This window comes from Kitasatospora sp. NBC_01246 (assembly GCF_036226505.1).
Taxonomy (GTDB): domain Bacteria; phylum Actinomycetota; class Actinomycetes; order Streptomycetales; family Streptomycetaceae; genus Kitasatospora.
This window is the reverse complement of sequence record NZ_CP108484.1, coordinates 4,081,097-4,097,187: the sequence shown is the minus strand read 5'-3', so window position 1 is coordinate 4,097,187 and position 16,091 is coordinate 4,081,097. Positions and strand designations below refer to the sequence as shown.

Sequence of the window (16,091 nt, the reverse complement as noted above, 5' to 3'; positions counted from 1 at the left end):
GGGTGCTCGACTATCTGTACGTGCGGTCCGTGGGGCCTGAACTGCGTTGTCGGTTTGACCTCTTCGGTCCTGTACCGGGTCTCGCGGGCCGTGCTTCCTTTGTATCGCGTTTCGGGGGAAAGGGGAACCCGAATCGAGAAGTCTTCGGCTTTTGCCCGTTCTATCCGAAGGGCCTGGGTAAGTACCTCTTTGGGGGAGCTGCTTTCGGCAGGCCGGGACGGCGCGAGCGGCAGGCGCCCGGCGCACGGGCCGAGTGTCAGCCCACCCGGTGCGCCGGCCGCCGGCCACGCGCCCTCAGGCCGCCGGACGGCGGCGGCGCGCCACGTACCAGATCACACCGGCGGTCAGTGCCGCGGCGCCGAACGCCACCGCCGTCAGTACCGAGCCGCTCGGCGCGGAGAATTCCGGGAGCCGGCGCCGCAGTTCCACCGGACGGTCGAAGACCAGCACCGGCCACTCGCGGGCCACCGCCTCCTTGCGCAGTGCCCGGTCCGGGTTGACGGCGGACGGGTGGCCCACGGCCTCCAACAGCGGCAGGTCCGTCGAGGAGTCGCTGTAGGCGTAGCACTGGGCGAGGTCGTACCCCTCGACCTCGGCCAACTCCCGGATGGCGGCGGCCTTGTTCTCGGCATAGGCGTAGTAGTCGATCTCGCCGGTGTACCGGCCGTCCTCGATCTTCAGCCGGGTGGCGATCACGTGGTCCGCGCCGAGAAGTGCGCCGATCGGCTCGACCACCTCGGAGCCGGAGCTGCTGACGATGACCACGTCGCGCCCGGCGGCATGGTGCTGCTCGATCAGCGAGGCGGCCTCGTCGTAGATGATCGGGTCGATGAGGTTGTGCAGGGTCTCGGCGACGATCTCGCGGACCTGCTGGACGTTCCAGCCCCGGGTGAGCGCGGAGAGGTACTCGCGCATCTTCTCCATCTGGTCGTGGTCCGCGCCGCCGACCAGGAAGACGAACTGGGCGTAAGCACTGCGCAGGACGGCCCGACGGTTGATCAGACCGCCCTGGTAGAAGGGCCGGCTGAAGGCCAGGGCGCTCGACTTGGCGATGATGGTCTTGTCGAGGTCGAAGAAGGCGGCAGTCCTGGGGCCTGTCGGGCGCGTGCGGGTGACAGGCAGGCCGGCCGCCGCGGGAGCGCCGGGCTCCTCGGCCGCGGTGGCGCCGTCCTGCTCGGCCGCCGCGGAATCCGGGACGGCGCCGGAGTTCCCGCGCTCCCCCTCCGCCGCCTTCCCGTCCGCCGCGGGGTTGTCGCTGTTCTCGACAGCCGCCCCCTTGGTCCCGGTGGCCGCCGAGGACTTCGAGGACGCCGCGGTCCCGGTCGTCCCGGTCGTCCCGGCGGACTCCGCGGCCTCCGCGGTCTCGATGGTCTCGGCGATCTCGGCAGTCTCGGCGGTGGAGTCCGGGGACTCGTCGGCGTACTCGTCGGCGTTCTCGGTGGTGTCCACGGGAACCGAGGATAGAGGGCGCTGGAAAACAGCCCGCCATTCGGCGTACTCATGGCCGCGCGGGTTTGTGTTTCTGGCCGCTCGGGTACACCATGGAAGTCACGGATCGTTCGCGACCGTGCTAACCCGGTCCGGCTCCTCCCCCCCGAGTCGGGCTGTGGATAGACGACCCCCGCTCTCCCCCCCGGCGGGGGTCGTCGCACGTCCGGGGCCATTTTCAGGGCTTGAACGGCTGCTGCGGAGGATTCCGCGCCCGGCCCGGTGGCGATCTACAAGGGGTGTCGGATCGAGGGTGTACCGGTCCGCTTTCATCACTCTCGGTAGCCAGTTGCTCGGGTTGCCGTGCGCCGGGCCCCCTGCCTACGAAGACACCCTCGGGATGCTTCGAAGAGCGCGCGAAGAACCCCGGAGCGTGTTCGGGAGGCCTCGGTGGAGGCCGGGCCGATCAGCCTCGGCGTGATGTTCCGACTCTTCTCGGTGAGCCCGTTTCGTCAATTCATTGCTCAATAGCCCCCTGTCCGAGTGAACGAAGTTATCCACAGCCCCGAGTTGTCCACAGGGAATCGGAACGGGGCTGACGGAATCCGGATCACCCCCCACCGTGATGCACGGCAGCGGTTGCCGGTCGGGCCCCATGGGGCCGGCCGCGCGGTCGCCCGCCGCGTCCATCCGGATGCGCGCCCGTACCGCTCAGCGCGAGCGGTACGGGCGCCGTACAGGGGAGACCGTCATGTCGACACCACTCACCGACCACGCCGCCGCGGACGGCCCGGCGACCACCGGCCCGCTCGTCGTCACCGAGGACGACGGCCTGGCCGAGCACCTGCTGCGGCTGTGCGCGGCCGCAGGTACCGAGCCGCAGCTGATCCGGGGTGCCCCGCCGACGCGCGGGCTCTGGGAGAGCACACCGCTCGTACTCGTCGGGGACGACCAGGCCGAGCGCTGTGCCGGGCTCCCCCGCCGCACCGGGGTACTGCTGCTCGGGCTGGACCTGGACGACCCGGGCATCTGGGTCAGGGCCGTCCAACTCGGCGCCGAGCACGTGCTGTTCCTGCCGGACGCCGAGGCCTGGCTGCTCGACCGGATCGCGGACGCCACCGAGGGCATCGGCACCTCGGCGCTCACCGTCGCCGTCCTCGGCGGCCGGGGTGGGGCCGGTGCCTCCACCCTGGCCTGCGCGCTCGCGGTCACGGCCGCCCGCACGGGCCGGCGGACCATGCTCGTCGACGGCGATCCGCTGGGCGGCGGCCTCGACATCCTGCTCGGCGGTGAGACGGCCGGCGGCCTGCGCTGGCCCGACCTGGCCGGTTCGCGGGGCCGGGTCAGCGGCGCCGAACTCGCGAAGGCGCTTCCGGTGCTCAAACGGCTGACCTCGCTCTCCTGCCTGTCCTGGGACCGCGGCGACACGCTCGCCGTGCCGCCCGAAGCCATGCGCAGCGTGCTGGCCGCCGCCCGGCGCAGGGGCGGGCTGGTCGTGGTCGACGTGCCGCGCCGGCTCGACCCGGCCGCCGGCCAGGCGCTGGAGCAGTCCGACCTGGCACTCCTGGTGGTGCCGGCCGAACTGCGCGCGGTCGCGGCCGCCGACCGGGTCGCGGCATCCGTCCGGATGCGGCTCCACGACGTACGGGCCGTGGTGCGCCCGCTGCGGCCCTTCGGGCTCCCGGCCCACCGGATCGCGCAGGGGCTGCGGCTCCACCTGGCGGGGGAGTTGGAGCCGGAGCCCGGGCTGGCCGCCGACGCCGAGCAGGGCGTACCGCCGGGGATCCGTACGGAGGGCCCGCTGGCGCGTTTCTGCGAGACCTTCCTGGACGAGGTGCTGCCGCCGGTGCCGGCGGTGGGCGGAGGTGTGTACTGATGGTTCGTCTCGGAGGTACGGGAAGGGCGAACGCCACCGGGCGGAGCCTCGGTGCGCGGGAGCGCCGGCCGCTGCGAAGCGTGGTGACGGCGGCCGGGCCGGCGGAGTCCGGCCGGCGGCCCGAGCCGCCCCCCTACGGGCGGACGGCTCGGGAGGAGCGGACGGCGGCGCTGGTCGACGCGGTGCGGCTCAGGTTGGCCGAGTCGGGCGCCGCGCCGACCGCCGGGTCCGTCGCGGCGGCGCTCCGGGCGACCCGGCCGCCGCTCGGCGGAGACGAAGTCCTCGACACCGTGCGCTCGCTGCGCGCCGAGCTGGTGGGTGCGGGCCCGCTGGACCGGCTGCTGTCGGCGCCCGATGTCACGGACGTACTCGTCAACGGGCCGGACGAGGTCTGGGTCGACCGGGGCGGCGGTCTGCGCAGGGCCACCGGTGTCCGCTTCGCCGACGCCGAAGCGGTCCGTCGGCTGGCCCACCGGCTCGCCACGGCGGCCGGGCGCAGGCTCGACGACGCGCGGCCCTGGGTGGACGCCCGCTTGCCGGACGGCACCCGGTTGCACGCGGTGCTGCCGCCGATCGCGGCCGGGTGCACCCACATCTCGCTGCGGGTCTGCCGGCCCCGCCCTTTCACGCTCGACGAGTTGGTGGCCGGTGGCGCGCTTCCCGCCGCCGGGGCCGAACTGCTGGCAGGCATCCTGCGGGCCCGGCTCTCCCTGCTGATCAGCGGCGGAACCGGCACGGGCAAGACCACGCTGTTGGCGGCGTTGCTCGGGCTGGCCGGGCCCGGCGAGCGCATCGTCGTCGTCGAGGACTCCGCCGAGCTGCGACCGGCCCATCCGCATGTGGTCCGGCTGCAGAGCCGACCGCCCAACCAGGAGGGCCTCGGTGAGCTGACCCTGCGGGATCTGGTCCGCCAGGCGTTGCGGATGCGGCCCGACCGACTGGTGGTGGGGGAGGTGCGCGGAGCCGAAGTATCCGACCTGCTGGCCGCCTTGAACACCGGACACGAAGGTGGCTGCGGCACTGTGCACGCGAACGCCGCGGCGGACGTCCCGGTCAGGCTGGAGGCGCTCGGCTCGCTCGCGGGGCTGGACCGGGCGGCGCTGCACAGCCAACTCCGGGCGGCGCTGGACGTGGTGGTGCACCTGGTGCGGGATCCGGCCTCCGGGAGGCGCCGGGTCGCCGAGATCCACACGCTGTCCGGTGACCGCGACGGGCTGGCCGTCACGACTGCGGCGGTGGCGTTCACGGCGGGCGGGGCCACCGTGCCCGGAGCCGGCCGGGAGCGGCTTCTGCGGCTGCTCGCGGCCCGCGGGGTGGCGGTGGGCGCGGCGCTCGCGGGCGGACCGTCGTGATCCCGGGGGCGGTCGAGGTGGCGTTCGGCCTGCTGGTCTGCGGGTGCGCGGTGGGTGCGGCCGGGCTGCTGGGGTTGTGGCGCGGCAAGGGTGAACGGCGAAAGGAGTGAGCGGGATGACGAGAGATCAGGTCGAGCTGTGCTGGGTGGCGATGCTCTGTGTGGTGGCCACGGTGGGGTGGAGCGCTCTCCAGCGCCAGGTGGTGGGAGTCAGGCGGTCCAGGCTCCTGTTCGTCGGTGGGACGGGTGGGGGAGGGGGTGGGAGCGATGGCGTGCCGATGCCCCGGTGGCGGTGGCCCTGGTCGAGCCCCGAGGCGGTCGGATCCGGTTCGGCCGCGCGGCCGCGACGGCCGGAGTGGCTGACGCCGGAGTTGCTCCTCCTGCCCGGCGGGCTGGGAGTCGCCCAGGTGACGGCTTCGCCCGTGCCGGTGCTGGTCGCGGGCTTGGCCTTCCTTCCCTTGCGGCGCCGACGGCGGCGTCGCGCGGTGGAGGCGGAGGCCGGTCGGCGGGCCGCCGCAGTGGTGGACCTCTGCGCGGCACTGGCCGGGGAGTTGCGCAGCGGCGCCACGCCCGAGCAGGCGCTCCACCTGGTGACCACGCGAATCGCCGAGGATGACGAGGCCCTGCACCGGATCGGCCTGGAGCCGGTGGCCCGGCTCGCGGCCGGCCGGTACGGCGGAGATGTGCCCGGTGCCTTCGAGTCGCTGGCGGAGTTGCCGGGTGGCCGCGGGGCGACCGCGATCGCCGCCTGCTGGCGCGTCACGTCCGACGGCGGCGCGGGGCTGGCCGCCGGGCTGGACGGGGTCGCCGAGGCACTGCGGGCCGAACGGGCGCTGGCGGAGGAGATCGCGGCCGAGCTGGCCGCGCCGAGGACGACGATCGCCGTCCTGGCGGCGCTGCCCGTCGCCGGGCTGCTGCTCGGCGCGGCGCTCGGGGCCCGGCCGCTGACCGTCCTGCTGCACACTCCGGCCGGGCTCGCCTGCCTGGCGGGCGGAGCGGCGCTGGAGGGGCTCGGCGCGGCCTGGACGGCCCGGATCGTCCGGGCTGCCTCCCGGGGCGCCCTGGAGGGTCCGCTGGGCGACGGAGGGACGGCCGCCGGGGCCACGGTCGGGTCCGGGGTCGCGGCCGAGCCCGGAGGCGGCGGCGCAGTCGGCGACCGGCCGGACGGTGGGTGGCGGTGCGGCATCTCCCGCACGCGGGCCCGGCCCGGTCGCCCGAGCGGTTCGTTCCGTGCCGAGGCGGCTTCGGCGTGACGCCCGGTACCGAGCGGCTCGCCCTCCTGGCAGGGCTGGGAGCGGGAGCGCTGTTCCTGCGGCGGTGGTCGAGGGGACGGACCGGCCGCCGGAGGGCGGTCGCGCTGCTCCGTTCCGGCGGCTTCCGGTCCAGTGCTCGCTCCCGGCCCCGTCGGCCGGGCCGGCCCACGGCGCGGGGGCGTCGGCCGACCTGGGCCGGGCGGCCGGCCGGCGGGGGAGAGGGCCACCTCCGGCGCGCCGGGTCCGCCGCACCGGGCATCGCCGCACCGGGCATCGCCGCGATGGGGCGTGCGCGACGGGCCGCGGTGGCGGCCTGCGCCGGGGCGGCCGCGGCCGCCGTGCTCGGCGGTGGGCCAGGCCTGGGGACGGGCGTGCTGCTGGCCGTCGGTCTGCACCGGTGGCTGACCAGGGCGCGGTCCCCGGCGGAGCGGCGGTCCGCGTGGGAGGAGGAACAGCTCGCCCGGCAACTCCCGTTCGCCGCGGAGCTGCTCGCGGCCTGCCTCGGGTCGGCCGCCTCGCCCGCCGCGGCGGTGGCGGCGGTCGGCCGGAGCGTCGCCGCGCCGATGGGGCCACGGTTGGTGACGATCGCGGCCGAACTGGCTCTGGGGGCACCGCCGGAGCTCTGCTGGAGACGATTGGGTGAGGAGCACCCGGCCCTGGCGCCGCTGGCGCGCTGCCTGATCCGGACGAGTCTGAGCGGAACCCCGGCGGCCGGGCCGCTGGTCGGGCTGGCGCAGGCCCGTCGGACCGCCGCCGCCCGCACGGCGCACGCCAGCGTCCGCCGTGCCGGCGTGCTCGCCACGGCGCCGCTGGGGCTCTGCTTCCTCCCCGCGTTCGTACTGATCAGCGTCGTCCCGGTGGTCATGGGGCTCACCGCCGGCTTCGCCCGGTCGATCTGAATCGACGACCTCAAAACCTCCGCTGTCGAACTCGAAGCACCGCCCGGGCCGCGAGTCGGTCCTGAGCGGCAAGGAACCCAAGGAGAGAGTCCATGACTGCATTGATCGCGCACCGGCCCGCCGACAACGGCCGACCGTACCGGCGCCTGCTCGGGGTGTGTCGCCGGCGGAGTCGCTGGGCGGCCGTCCGGATCCGACGGGCAGCTCGCGCCCGGGGCAGGTCGGACGCCGGAATGACCACCGCCGAATACGCCGTGGGCACGGTCGCCGCGTGCGCGCTGGCCGCCGTCCTGTACAAGGTGGTGACCAGCACGGCCATCGTCGAAGCGCTGACCGAGGTCATCACCCGGGCGCTCCATGCGTCGTGACGGCCGGTGGGCCGGCAGGCCTCCCGGGGCATTCGGGGCAGCCAGGACGTCCGGGGCAGCCGGGGTGACCCGGCTCCGTCGCCGGGACGCGGGCTTCGTCACCGCCGAGACGGCGGTGGCGATGCCGGCCCTGGTCCTGCTCGCCGTGATGCTGATCTGGGGAGTGCTCGCGGCGGCCGCGCAGATCCGCTGCGTCGACGCGGCGCGGGTGGGCGCCCGGGCGGCCGCACGTGGCGAGGTGGACGCTGCCGCGATCGCCCAGGCGGCGGCCCCGCCCGGGGCGGCTGTGCGGGTGGCCGTCGAGGCGGACACGGTTCGGGTCACGGTGGACGCGCCCTCGGCGGCCCCGGGCCGGCTCGCCGGCCTGCTCTCGGTACGGCTCGGCGCGGCCGCGGTGGCGGCGCGGGAGGACACCCTGACGGGCGGCGGGGGTGCGGGTCCATGGCCCTCCTGACCCCTGGGGCGGCCGTGATGGGCAGGGTGGCCAGGGCCCGGGGCGCCCGTGCGGCGGTCGGGCGCCCGACCGACGGCGGATCCGCGACGGTCTGGCTGGTCGCGTTCGCGGTGCTCGGCTGCACGACGTTCGCCGCGGTCCTCTCGGTCGGCGCGGTGGTGGGCGCCCGCCACCGCGCCGAGTCCGCCGCCGACCTGGCGGCCCTCGCGGCGGCCGACCGGCTGCTGCTGGACCTGGACGGCGGGTGCGCCCGGGCCGCCGGGATCGCACGGGCACAGGCGGCCGCCCTGGTGTCCTGCACGGTGGACCGGGAGGCGGACGCCGTCGAGGTGGTGGCGGAGGTGTTGATCGGCCGCCTTCCGGTGGATCTGCCGATCGGGCCGGCGCGGGCCCGTTCCCGAGCCGGGCCGATCCGTGCCGCGGCTGCTGTTACGGCTGCTGCCGCGGACGAGGGCGTCGGTGCGACGGCAGGCGGCTCATGAGCCCCCGGCGGACGGCTCGGCCGCCCCGGCCCCGGCCTCCGGGCCGCCGTCGCCCTGAGGCTCGTGAGGCGTCCGGCCCCCGTCCCCGTCTCGGTCCCCGTCCCCGTCTCCGTCCCCGCTTGGGGCCCCGGCCCCGTCGGCCACCGGTGCTCCGGCGAGCAGGATGTCCAGCAGTCGGACGGCGGCCGCCTTGTCCAGCGGTTCGTTGCCGTTGCCGCACTTGGGCGACTGCACGCAGGACGGGCAGCCGCGTTCGCACTCGCAGGCGGCGATCGCCTCCCGGGTGGCCGTCAGCCACTGGACGGCGCGCTGGAAGCCGCGTTCGGCGAACCCGGCCCCGCCCGCGTGGCCGTCGTAGACGAAGACCGTCGGCAGCTCGGTGTCGGGGTGCAGCGGCACCGAGACACCGCCGATGTCCCAGCGGTCGCAGGTGGCGAAGAGCGGCAGCAGGCCGATGGAGGCGTGTTCGGCGGCGTGGGCGGCCCCGGGCAACTGGTCGAGCGGGATGTCCGCGTCGAGCAGCTGGTCCTCGGTGACGGACCACCAGACCGCCCGGGTCCGCAGGGTCCGGGGCGGCAGGTCGAGTTTGGTCTCGCCCATGATCTCCCCGGTGGAGATCCGTTTGCGGAGGTAGCCGACCACCTGGTTGACGACCTCCACCGAACCGAAGCTGAGCCGGCCCTCGCCCCAGGCGAGGGAGGTGTCGGTGGAGAGCACCGAGATGGAGGTGATGTCCCGGGCGGCCGTCGTGTACGGCGGGTCGGCCGGCTCGACCAGGGCGACGGAGCTGTCCAGGTCGAAGTCCCGGACGAGGTAGCTGCGTCCCCGGTGGATGTGGACGGCCCCGGTGTGGACGGTGGTGTGGGCGGCGGAGGCGTCCACGGTGCCCAGCAGCCGGCCGGTCGGGGCCTCGACGATCTGCACCGGGCTGCCACCGCTGCCACGCAGGTCGACGGCGTCGGCGGCGCGTTCGCGGCGGGTCCAGTACCAACCGCCACCGCGGCGGCGGAGCAGCCCGCGCCGCTCCAGGACGGGCAGCAGCGGGCCCGCGGAGGGGCCGAACAGGTCCAGGTCGCTGTCCGTGAGTGGGAGTTCGGCGGCCGCCGCGCACAGGTGCGGGGCGAGGACGTGCGGATTGTCGGGGTCGAGCACGGTGGCTTCGACGGGCGTGGCGAAGAGCGCCTCCGGGTGGTGCACCAGGTAGGTGTCCAGCGGGTCGTCGCGGGCGATCAGGACGGCCAGGGCGCCCTGGGCCTCGCGTCCGGCCCGCCCGGCCTGCTGCCAGAGCGAGGCCCGGGTGCCGGGGTACCCGGCCATCAGGACGGCGTCCAGACCCGAGATGTCGACGCCCAGTTCGAGAGCGGAGGTGGAGGCGACGCCGAGCAGCCGGCCGGACTGCAGATCGCGTTCGAGGGCCCGGCGCTCGTCGGCGAGGTAGCCGCCGCGGTAGGCGGCGACCCGGTCGGCGAGCGGTCGGCCGAGCTGGTCCTGGGCCTGGAGCGCGACGAGTTCGGCCGCCCGGCGGGAGCGGACGAACACGACGGTGCGGGTCTGCCGTTCGACGAGGTCGGTCAGCAGGTGGGCGGCCTCGGCGGTGGCCGTCCTGCGGACCGGGGCCCCGTGCTCGCCGACGTTCTCGGTGAGCGGCGGTTCCCAGAGCCCGAACACCATCGGACCGCGCGGCGAGGCGTCCTCGGTGACGGCTTCGGCGGGCAGCCCGGTGAGCAGCCGGGCGGTGGCGCCCGGGTCGGCGGTGGTGGCCGAGGCGAGCAGGAAGGTCGGGGAGGAGCCGTACCGGGCACAGATCCGGCGCAGTCGGCGCAGCACCTGGGCGACGTGCGAGCCGAACACGCCCCGGTAGCTGTGGCACTCGTCGACCACCACGTAGCGCAGCGTCTTGAGGAAGGAGGACCAGCGCGCGTGCGCGGGCAGGATGCCGCGGTGCAGCATGTCGGGATTGGTGAGCACGTAGGAGGCGTACTGGCGGACCCACTCGCGTTCCTCGGGCGGGGTGTCGCCGTCGTAGAGGGCGGGCCGGACCCTGGGCGGGGCGAGTTCGGCGGCCCGTCGCCGCTGGTCGGCGGCGAGCGCCTTCGTCGGGGCCAGGTAGAGCGCGGTGGCGCCACGGCCGTTGCGGGCCTCGGTCCCGTCCAGCAGGTCGCTGAGCACCGGCGCCAGATAGCCGAGTGACTTGCCCGAGGCGGTTCCTGTGGCGATCACCACAGTATGGCCGCTTTTGGCCAGGTTCATCGCTTCTGCCTGATGGGCCCAAGGACGTTCCACGCCCAGCTCCCGGGCGGAGGCGACGATCTCGGGTCGGATCGAGTCGGGCCAGGGTGAATAACGTGCTGGTCGGGCGGGAAGGTGCTCCGTATGGGTGAGCCGGTCCGACCGCCCCCGGGTGGTGGACAGGGTCGTGAGCAGTGCCTCGGGCAGGCTGTGACGGGGCGGCATGAGGACCCAGTGTGTCACCGGCGTGACGGAGAATCGTCGTAAGCCATCGTGCGGTCATGGTCGCAGGTGGTTGAATGTGGCCGTGACGGCCGTACGGCCGGGGGTCGCAGCGCTGAGGCTCGCCACGCGTGATTGGGCGCGTCCGGGGTACGCGACCATGCGGTGACGGCCGTCCGGCCGAAGATCGCAATGACGTAGCAAGGCAAGGTGCTGGAGGTTCCGTGGACCTGTCCCTGTCGACCCGTACAGTCGGCGATCGCACGGTCGTCGAGGTTGGCGGCGAGATCGATGTGTACACCGCCCCGAAGCTGCGTGAGCAGTTGGTCGAGCTCGTCAACGACGGCAACTACCACCTCGTCGTCGACATGGAGGGCGTGGACTTCCTCGACTCGACCGGTCTGGGTGTGCTGGTGGGCGGTCTGAAGCGAGTGCGGGCCCATGAGGGCTCGCTGCGCCTGGTGTGCAACCAGGAGCGCATTCTGAAGATCTTCCGTATCACCGGCCTGACCAAGGTCTTCCCGATCCACACCTCGGTGGACGACGCGGTCAACTCGACCGACTGACCAGGCCGGGTCGGCCTCGTGTCGACCCGTCCGATCCACGTGTCCGGCGTGCCGGGGCCCCGTGTGGCCCCGGCCCGTCCGGGCCCGCCCCGGAGCCGGTGGGACCGGTTCGCAGGGGCCCGCATGCCCGGTCTCGGCCGGACACCCCGAGGGGGAGAGATGGCAACCGTCGAACTTCGATTCAGCGCGCTTCCCGAGCATGTCCGTACGGCCCGGCTGGTCGCCGCGGCTGTGGCAAGACGAGCCGGGGTCGACGAGTCGGTGCTCGACGAGGTCCGGCTCGCCGTGGGCGAGGCGTGCTCCCGTGCGGTCGGCCTGCACCAGCGCGGTGGCATCACCGGTGCGGTCAGGGTCGCTCTCACGGACCAGGAGAAGCGTTTCCTCATCGAGGTCGAGGACGAGGCGGGCCCCGCCACCGTGCCGGCCCCGGGTGCTGCCGAAGGCGATCCGGACGAGGACACCCTGGGTCTCGCCGTGATCACCGGACTGGTGGAGGAGCTGGAGGTCACCAGCGGAGCGAGCGGTGGCCTGATCCGGATGAGCTGGCCGGTCTCGGTCGACGCGATGGCACTCTGACCGGCGACTGCCGACGGCCGACCGGGCCCTCCCGTCCGGCCGGTTCCTGCTGCCCGCCGACTACGGCGGTGGCCGCTGTCGTGGTCGCTCGCGCGCCGTTGCGGCCGCGTCGCCGTCGTGACGGCCGACCGGTTGCCGCACACGTCCCTCGCGCCACGCCACGGCCGCAGCCGGGGAGTCCACCTGGCGGGAGTGCATTGACAAACTGTTGAATCCAGCGGTTCCCTGCTCTCGGCACGACCGGCCCCGATCGGTGATCGGGTCTGTCGTAGAAGGTCGTAGAAGAGGGAACCCATGCGGATTCGCATCCTGTGGCCCGCCGGTCCGGTCAGGCGCTCGCCACGCTCACGGCCACCCCCACCGCCCAGGCGCTCTGGGGTGCGTTGCCGATCAGCTCGTCGGCCAGTACCTGGGGCGAGGAGGTGTACTTCGGGACGCCGGTCAGCGTGCCCAGGGAGGACGACGCCCGGCAGGTCGTCGAGCCGGGCACCGTGGCGTTCTGGACGGACGGTGACAGCCTCGCGCTGCCCTTCGGGCCGACGCCGATCTCCCGGGACGGCGAGTGCCGGCTGGCCAGCCCCTGCAACATCCTCGGCTCCCTGGACGGGGATCCCGAAGTGCTGCGCACCGTCCGCCCGAACGACCCGGTCAGGGTCGAGCGGGCCTGAACCAGGTCCGCCTGGCTTCGGTCGGCCTGGCTTCGGGTCGGCCTGGGTTCGGTCGGCCTGAGTCCATATCCCGGGGCCGGTGCGCCCGGGCCCGGTACGCCTCCCGCCGTGAGGGCCCCGAGGCCGGGGAAAGCCGTCCGAAGGAGGGGAGCGACCGATCCAGGCCGGGGAGACCGATCGGAGCCGGTACGGGCGGGAACCGGGGGCCGGGTGGCGGCCGTGTAGGTTCGCAGTTCGACGACCGAAACCGAAAGGGCTTCTCCCGGTGAACAAGCGACTGCTGGCCGTACCCGCGCTCGGCGCGCTGCTGGCGTTCGGCGCCGTCGGCTGCGGCGACGACAACAGCAAGCAGCTGGAGTCCTGGGCGGCGAACGTCTGCGGCGCGGCCAAGGACCCGATCGCCCAGGCGCAGACCGCTCTGGCGGACACCGGCCAGGTGAAGACCGGTGAGGCCCCGGCCGATCTGCAGAAGCGCCTCTCCGCCGACATCGGGCGGCTGGCCAAGACCAACCAGGAGATCGCCGCCGCCATCGACTCCGCCGGTGCGCCCAAGGTCGACGAGGGCGGGAACCTCCAGAAGGACACCGTCTCCGAGCTCAACAAGGCGGCCGACCTGTACCTCGACGTCCAGAAGAAGCTGGACGCGCTGCCGAACGACGAACAGGCGAAGTTCGCCGACGGGCTGCGCAGCGTCGCCGACCAGGTGCAGAAGCTGGCCTCGCTCTCCACCCAGGCACAGGCCAAGCTGCAGCGCGGCGACCTCGGTGCCGCGATGGCCAAGCAGGAGGGCTGCAAGCCAGGCTCGGCCGCCGCGGCGCCGACCGCCGGAGCGAGCGGGACGCCGACGGCCGGCGGCAGCACCGGCACCCCCGCGCCCGGCGCGACCGACGGCGCGAGCCCGGCGGGCAGCCAGGCCGCGACGGACCCGGCCGCGACCTCGGCCCCGCCCGCCCCCGCCGCGTCCAGCCCCGCGCCCTCGGCGAGCTGACCCGACCGGTCCGGAGCCGATCCCGTCCGGAGCCGGTCCCGCCCGGCCGTGCTCGGCGCGGGCGGGTCGGCGGCCCGGCCCCGGCCCGGGCGGGGAAGCGGCCCCGGCGGGGAAGCGGGCCCGGCGGCCGGGGGGACAATGGCGGGGTGATCAGTAGCCCCGTTCTCGACCCGACCCGCCTCCCCAAGTTCCGTGAGGCGCTGCTCGCCGCCGCGTACACCGCCGACGGCTGCCTCGACCTGCTCGGGCCCACCGGCTACGCGGCGCTGGCGCGCAGCGAGGCCGTCCCGGCGCTGCGCGCCACCCGTGGCGGCAGCCCGCTGGAGACGCTGGTGCGGCTGTTCCTGCTGCAGCAGCCCGTGCCGTACCAGGCGGCCGCCGCCGCGCTGCCGGTCGAGGACTGTCTGACCGACGGCTGGCTGCGCGCGGACGGGGACCAGGTGCGCGCCACCGTGGACGTCCGCCCGTATGCCAACGAGGTCTCCGGTCTGCCCAGTTCGGACGCCTGGGTGGTCTCCGACCTGGGCTGCGCGGTCGGCGGCGCGGGCGGGATCGGCTCCGGCGAGACCGCGCACGGCGTGGCCCGCAAGGACCTGGTGCTCGGGGTGGGGGGCGCCTCCACGACGCTGGCCAACATCACGGTGCGCCGCCCGGTCCGGGCCGCCCTGGACCTCGGCTCGGGCTCCGGGGTGCAGGCCCTGCACGCCGCCCGGCACGCGCAGCGGGTCACCGCCACCGACCTCAATCCGCGGGCGCTGAGGTTCACCGAGCTGACGCTCGCGCTCTCCGGCTTCGACAACACCGACGCCGCCGCCGGCAGCCTCTTCGAGCCGGTCGGGGAGCGGAAGTTCGACCTGATCGTCTCCAACCCGCCGTTCGTGATCTCGCCCACCGGCCGCTTCACCTACCGCGACGGCGGCATGGCCGGCGACGACCTCTGCCGCAGCCTGGTCCGCTCCGCCGCCGCGCACCTGGAGCCGGGCGGCTACTGCCAGTTGCTCGCGAACTGGCAGCACGTCAAGGGCGAGGACTGGCATGACCGGCTGGCCGGCTGGGTGGCGGGCACCGGCCTGGACGCCTGGGTCGTCCAGCGGGAGGTCCAGGACGTCGCCCAGTACGCCGAGTTGTGGCTGCGCGACGGCGGTGACCACCGCGGCGCCGGCGGTGACTACCAGGCCCGGTACGGCGAGTGGCTGGATGCCTTCGAGGCGGGCCGGGTCGAGGGCATCGGCTTCGGCTGGATCACGCTGCGGGCGAGCGGCGCCGAGCGGCCGACCGTCCGGGTGGAGGAGTGGCCGCACCCGGTCGAGCAGCCGCTCGGCCCGCACATCGAGGAGTGGTTCGACCGGCAGGACTACCTGCGCACGCATGACGACGCGGGGCTGCTCGCGGCCCGGTACGTGCTGGCCGACGAGGTGGTCCAGGAGCAGGTCGGCGCACCCGGGGCGGAGGACCCGGAGCACGTGATCCTGCGCCACAACCGCGGCATGCGGCGGGCCACCAAGGTGGACACGGTGGGAGCCGGGTTCGCCGGGGTCTGCGACGGGACGCTGTCGGCCGGCGAGATCGTGGACGCCATCGCGCAGCTGCTCGGCGAGGACCGGGTGGTCCTGCGGGACCGGGTGCCGGAGTCGTTGCGGCTCCTCACCGAGCAGGGGTTCATCCGACCGGTCGAGTAACGGCCCCGGAGCTGCCCCGCGGGCCTGCTGCCCCGCTGCCCCGGAGGCCGGCCGCCCTGCGGGTCCGCCGCCCCCCGGCGCCCGGTCGGCCGCCCACCCGCGGCCGACACCCGGTGTCCGTCCGCCACCCGCCGGTGCCCTCGTTCGTTCGGCTCGCGTCGAAGCCCGAAGGCGGCCCCGCCGCGACCTGCCGTGGCTCGAAACGGCCTGCCGTGACCCGGCACGGCCCGGCGCGGTCCGACGGTCCGCCACGGCTCGGTCCGCCATGACCCGATTCGGTCCGAACGGGCCGGCTCGAGCCCCTGCCGGTTCATCTCCCGGTGCCTCCTGGTTCGCCCGCCGGTCGCCGAACGGCTGTCCCGCGTTGGCCCCGGACTGTGAAGCTCTGTCCACAGGCTGTGGACAGAGCTGGGGGCAAGAGGTGGACACGACGACGGCCACGGCGGGCGGCGCGGTGCTCGCGCTCTTCGGCGGCGCACTGCTGCTCTGGTGCGCGTCCGAAGTGCGCCTTCGCCACCTGGTGCGACGCCGTGGCGTGCCGGCGGTGGCCACGGTGGTCGCCGAGGCCGACGCCCACGGTGAGCTGGACAGCGCACCGCTGCTCTCCTTCTCCGCGCCGGCCGTGACGGGCGCCGCCGGCCCGGGACGATGCGCCGAGCTGGTGATCACCCGCCCGCGCGGCCACACCCCGCTGCGCCGGCCGGCCCGCTTCGCGCCCGGCGCGTCCGTCCGTATCTCCTACGATCCTCGGCGGCCGAGCCGCGCGGTCCTGGCGGCGGCGGAAACCGGCCGGGCGGCGGTGGCCGATCTGCTCTGGACCTCGCTCGGCACCGGCTGCGTGGCCGCGGGGGCGGCACTGATCGCCGCCGGCCTCGCGGGCTGAGCCCCGTCCCACCGCCGCTCCGCCCGCCGCGAGGTGTCGATTTTCCGTTGACAGATTTTGAAATCCGTCATTCCATCCTTCGAAACCCGCCGAAGCCCCCCTCCACGGGGCGCGATCCTCCATCATCGGGTTACCGTTCGAGTGGCGTCGGTCGGCCTTGCCGGTGAAA

At 74.7% G+C, this 16,091-nt stretch carries 14 protein-coding genes and 1 pseudogene; 13 read left to right on the top strand and 2 right to left on the bottom strand.

The genetic code is table 11. The features are described 5' to 3' along the window. Positions 1–294 precede the first annotated feature (294 nt). Positions 295–1,122, bottom strand: a complete 828-nt coding sequence (locus OG618_RS17955; RefSeq protein WP_329492158.1) for an HAD family hydrolase — start codon at positions 1,120–1,122, stop codon at positions 295–297. A gap of 1,057 nt (positions 1,123–2,179) precedes the next feature. Between OG618_RS17955 and ssd the strand changes: the two genes are divergently transcribed. The 7 genes from ssd to OG618_RS17920 all read left to right on the top strand — a co-directional run bounded on the left by ssd (position 2,180) and on the right by OG618_RS17920 (position 8,111). Continuing rightward, positions 2,180–3,304, top strand: coding sequence for a septum site-determining protein Ssd (ssd, locus tag OG618_RS17950; RefSeq protein WP_329488506.1), 1,125 nt, complete (start codon positions 2,180–2,182; stop codon positions 3,302–3,304). Continuing rightward, positions 3,304–4,656: a TadA family conjugal transfer-associated ATPase gene (locus OG618_RS17945; RefSeq protein WP_329488505.1), complete on the top strand. Its 1,353-nt coding sequence runs from the start codon at positions 3,304–3,306 to the stop codon at positions 4,654–4,656. Before ssd ends, OG618_RS17945 begins: the two co-directional genes overlap by 1 nt. A 406-nt stretch (positions 4,657–5,062) precedes the next feature. Further along, entirely contained in the window at positions 5,063–5,908 is an 846-nt protein-coding gene (locus OG618_RS17940) for a type II secretion system F family protein (protein ID WP_329488503.1), read from the top strand. Between the two features lie 281 nt (positions 5,909–6,189). Beyond that, entirely contained in the window at positions 6,190–6,807 is a 618-nt protein-coding gene (locus tag OG618_RS17935) for a type II secretion system F family protein (protein ID WP_329488502.1), read from the top strand. Between the two features lie 233 nt (positions 6,808–7,040). Beyond that, positions 7,041–7,175 carry a DUF4244 domain-containing protein gene (locus OG618_RS17930; RefSeq protein ID WP_396485931.1) on the top strand — a complete coding sequence of 45 codons (135 nt, stop codon included), beginning with the start codon at positions 7,041–7,043 and terminating at the stop codon, positions 7,173–7,175. A 64-nt stretch (positions 7,176–7,239) separates the two neighbouring features. Next, positions 7,240–7,629: a TadE family type IV pilus minor pilin gene (locus OG618_RS17925; protein ID WP_329488501.1), complete on the top strand. Its 390-nt coding sequence runs from the start codon at positions 7,240–7,242 to the stop codon at positions 7,627–7,629. Further along, positions 7,617–8,111, top strand: coding sequence for an Rv3654c family TadE-like protein (locus OG618_RS17920; RefSeq protein ID WP_329488500.1), 495 nt, complete (start codon positions 7,617–7,619; stop codon positions 8,109–8,111). Before OG618_RS17925 ends, OG618_RS17920 begins: the two co-directional genes overlap by 13 nt. Here OG618_RS17920 and OG618_RS17915 read toward each other — a convergent pair. Beyond that, positions 8,106–10,565, bottom strand: coding sequence for a DEAD/DEAH box helicase (locus OG618_RS17915; RefSeq protein WP_329488499.1), 2,460 nt, complete (start codon positions 10,563–10,565; stop codon positions 8,106–8,108). The genes OG618_RS17920 and OG618_RS17915 overlap by 6 nt on opposite strands. A 221-nt stretch (positions 10,566–10,786) precedes the next feature. Between OG618_RS17915 and bldG the strand changes: the two genes are divergently transcribed. The 6 genes and pseudogenes from bldG (at position 10,787) to OG618_RS17885 (ending at position 15,922) form a co-directional block, all read left to right on the top strand. Beyond that, positions 10,787–11,128 (top strand): anti-sigma factor antagonist BldG, encoded by a 342-nt coding sequence (gene bldG, locus OG618_RS17910; protein WP_148644090.1) that lies wholly within the window; start codon positions 10,787–10,789, stop codon positions 11,126–11,128. 159 nt (positions 11,129–11,287) lie between these two features. Beyond that, a complete protein-coding gene (locus OG618_RS17905) occupies positions 11,288–11,704 on the top strand; it encodes an ATP-binding protein (RefSeq protein ID WP_329488498.1) in 417 nt (138 codons plus the stop codon). Positions 11,705–11,998: 294 nt separating this feature from the next. Further along, positions 11,999–12,372 (top strand): annotated as a pseudogene (locus tag OG618_RS17900) (cyclophilin-like fold protein). Positions 12,373–12,637: 265 nt separating this feature from the next. Further along, positions 12,638–13,360 (top strand): hypothetical protein, encoded by a 723-nt coding sequence (locus OG618_RS17895; protein WP_329488496.1) that lies wholly within the window; start codon positions 12,638–12,640, stop codon positions 13,358–13,360. Positions 13,361–13,506: 146 nt separating this feature from the next. Beyond that, positions 13,507–15,039, top strand: coding sequence for a DUF7059 domain-containing protein (locus OG618_RS17890; RefSeq protein WP_329488495.1), 1,533 nt, complete (start codon positions 13,507–13,509; stop codon positions 15,037–15,039). 421 nt (positions 15,040–15,460) lie between these two features. Then, positions 15,461–15,922, top strand: coding sequence for a DUF3592 domain-containing protein (locus OG618_RS17885; protein ID WP_329488494.1), 462 nt, complete (start codon positions 15,461–15,463; stop codon positions 15,920–15,922). Positions 15,923–16,091: the final 169 nt, after the last annotated feature.

Coding starts and splice junctions, on each gene's coding strand:
- ssd (WP_329488506.1), top strand. CDS start 2,180: ATGTCGACACCACTCACCGACCACGCCGCCGCGGACGGCCCGGCGACC.
- OG618_RS17945 (WP_329488505.1), top strand. CDS start 3,304: ATGGTTCGTCTCGGAGGTACGGGAAGGGCGAACGCCACCGGGCGGAGC.
- OG618_RS17935 (WP_329488502.1), top strand. CDS start 6,190: ATGGGGCGTGCGCGACGGGCCGCGGTGGCGGCCTGCGCCGGGGCGGCC.
- OG618_RS17930 (WP_396485931.1), top strand. CDS start 7,041: ATGACCACCGCCGAATACGCCGTGGGCACGGTCGCCGCGTGCGCGCTG.
- OG618_RS17920 (WP_329488500.1), top strand. CDS start 7,617: ATGGCCCTCCTGACCCCTGGGGCGGCCGTGATGGGCAGGGTGGCCAGG.
- OG618_RS17915 (WP_329488499.1), bottom strand. CDS start 10,565: ATGCCGCCCCGTCACAGCCTGCCCGAGGCACTGCTCACGACCCTGTCC.
- OG618_RS17905 (WP_329488498.1), top strand. CDS start 11,288: ATGGCAACCGTCGAACTTCGATTCAGCGCGCTTCCCGAGCATGTCCGT.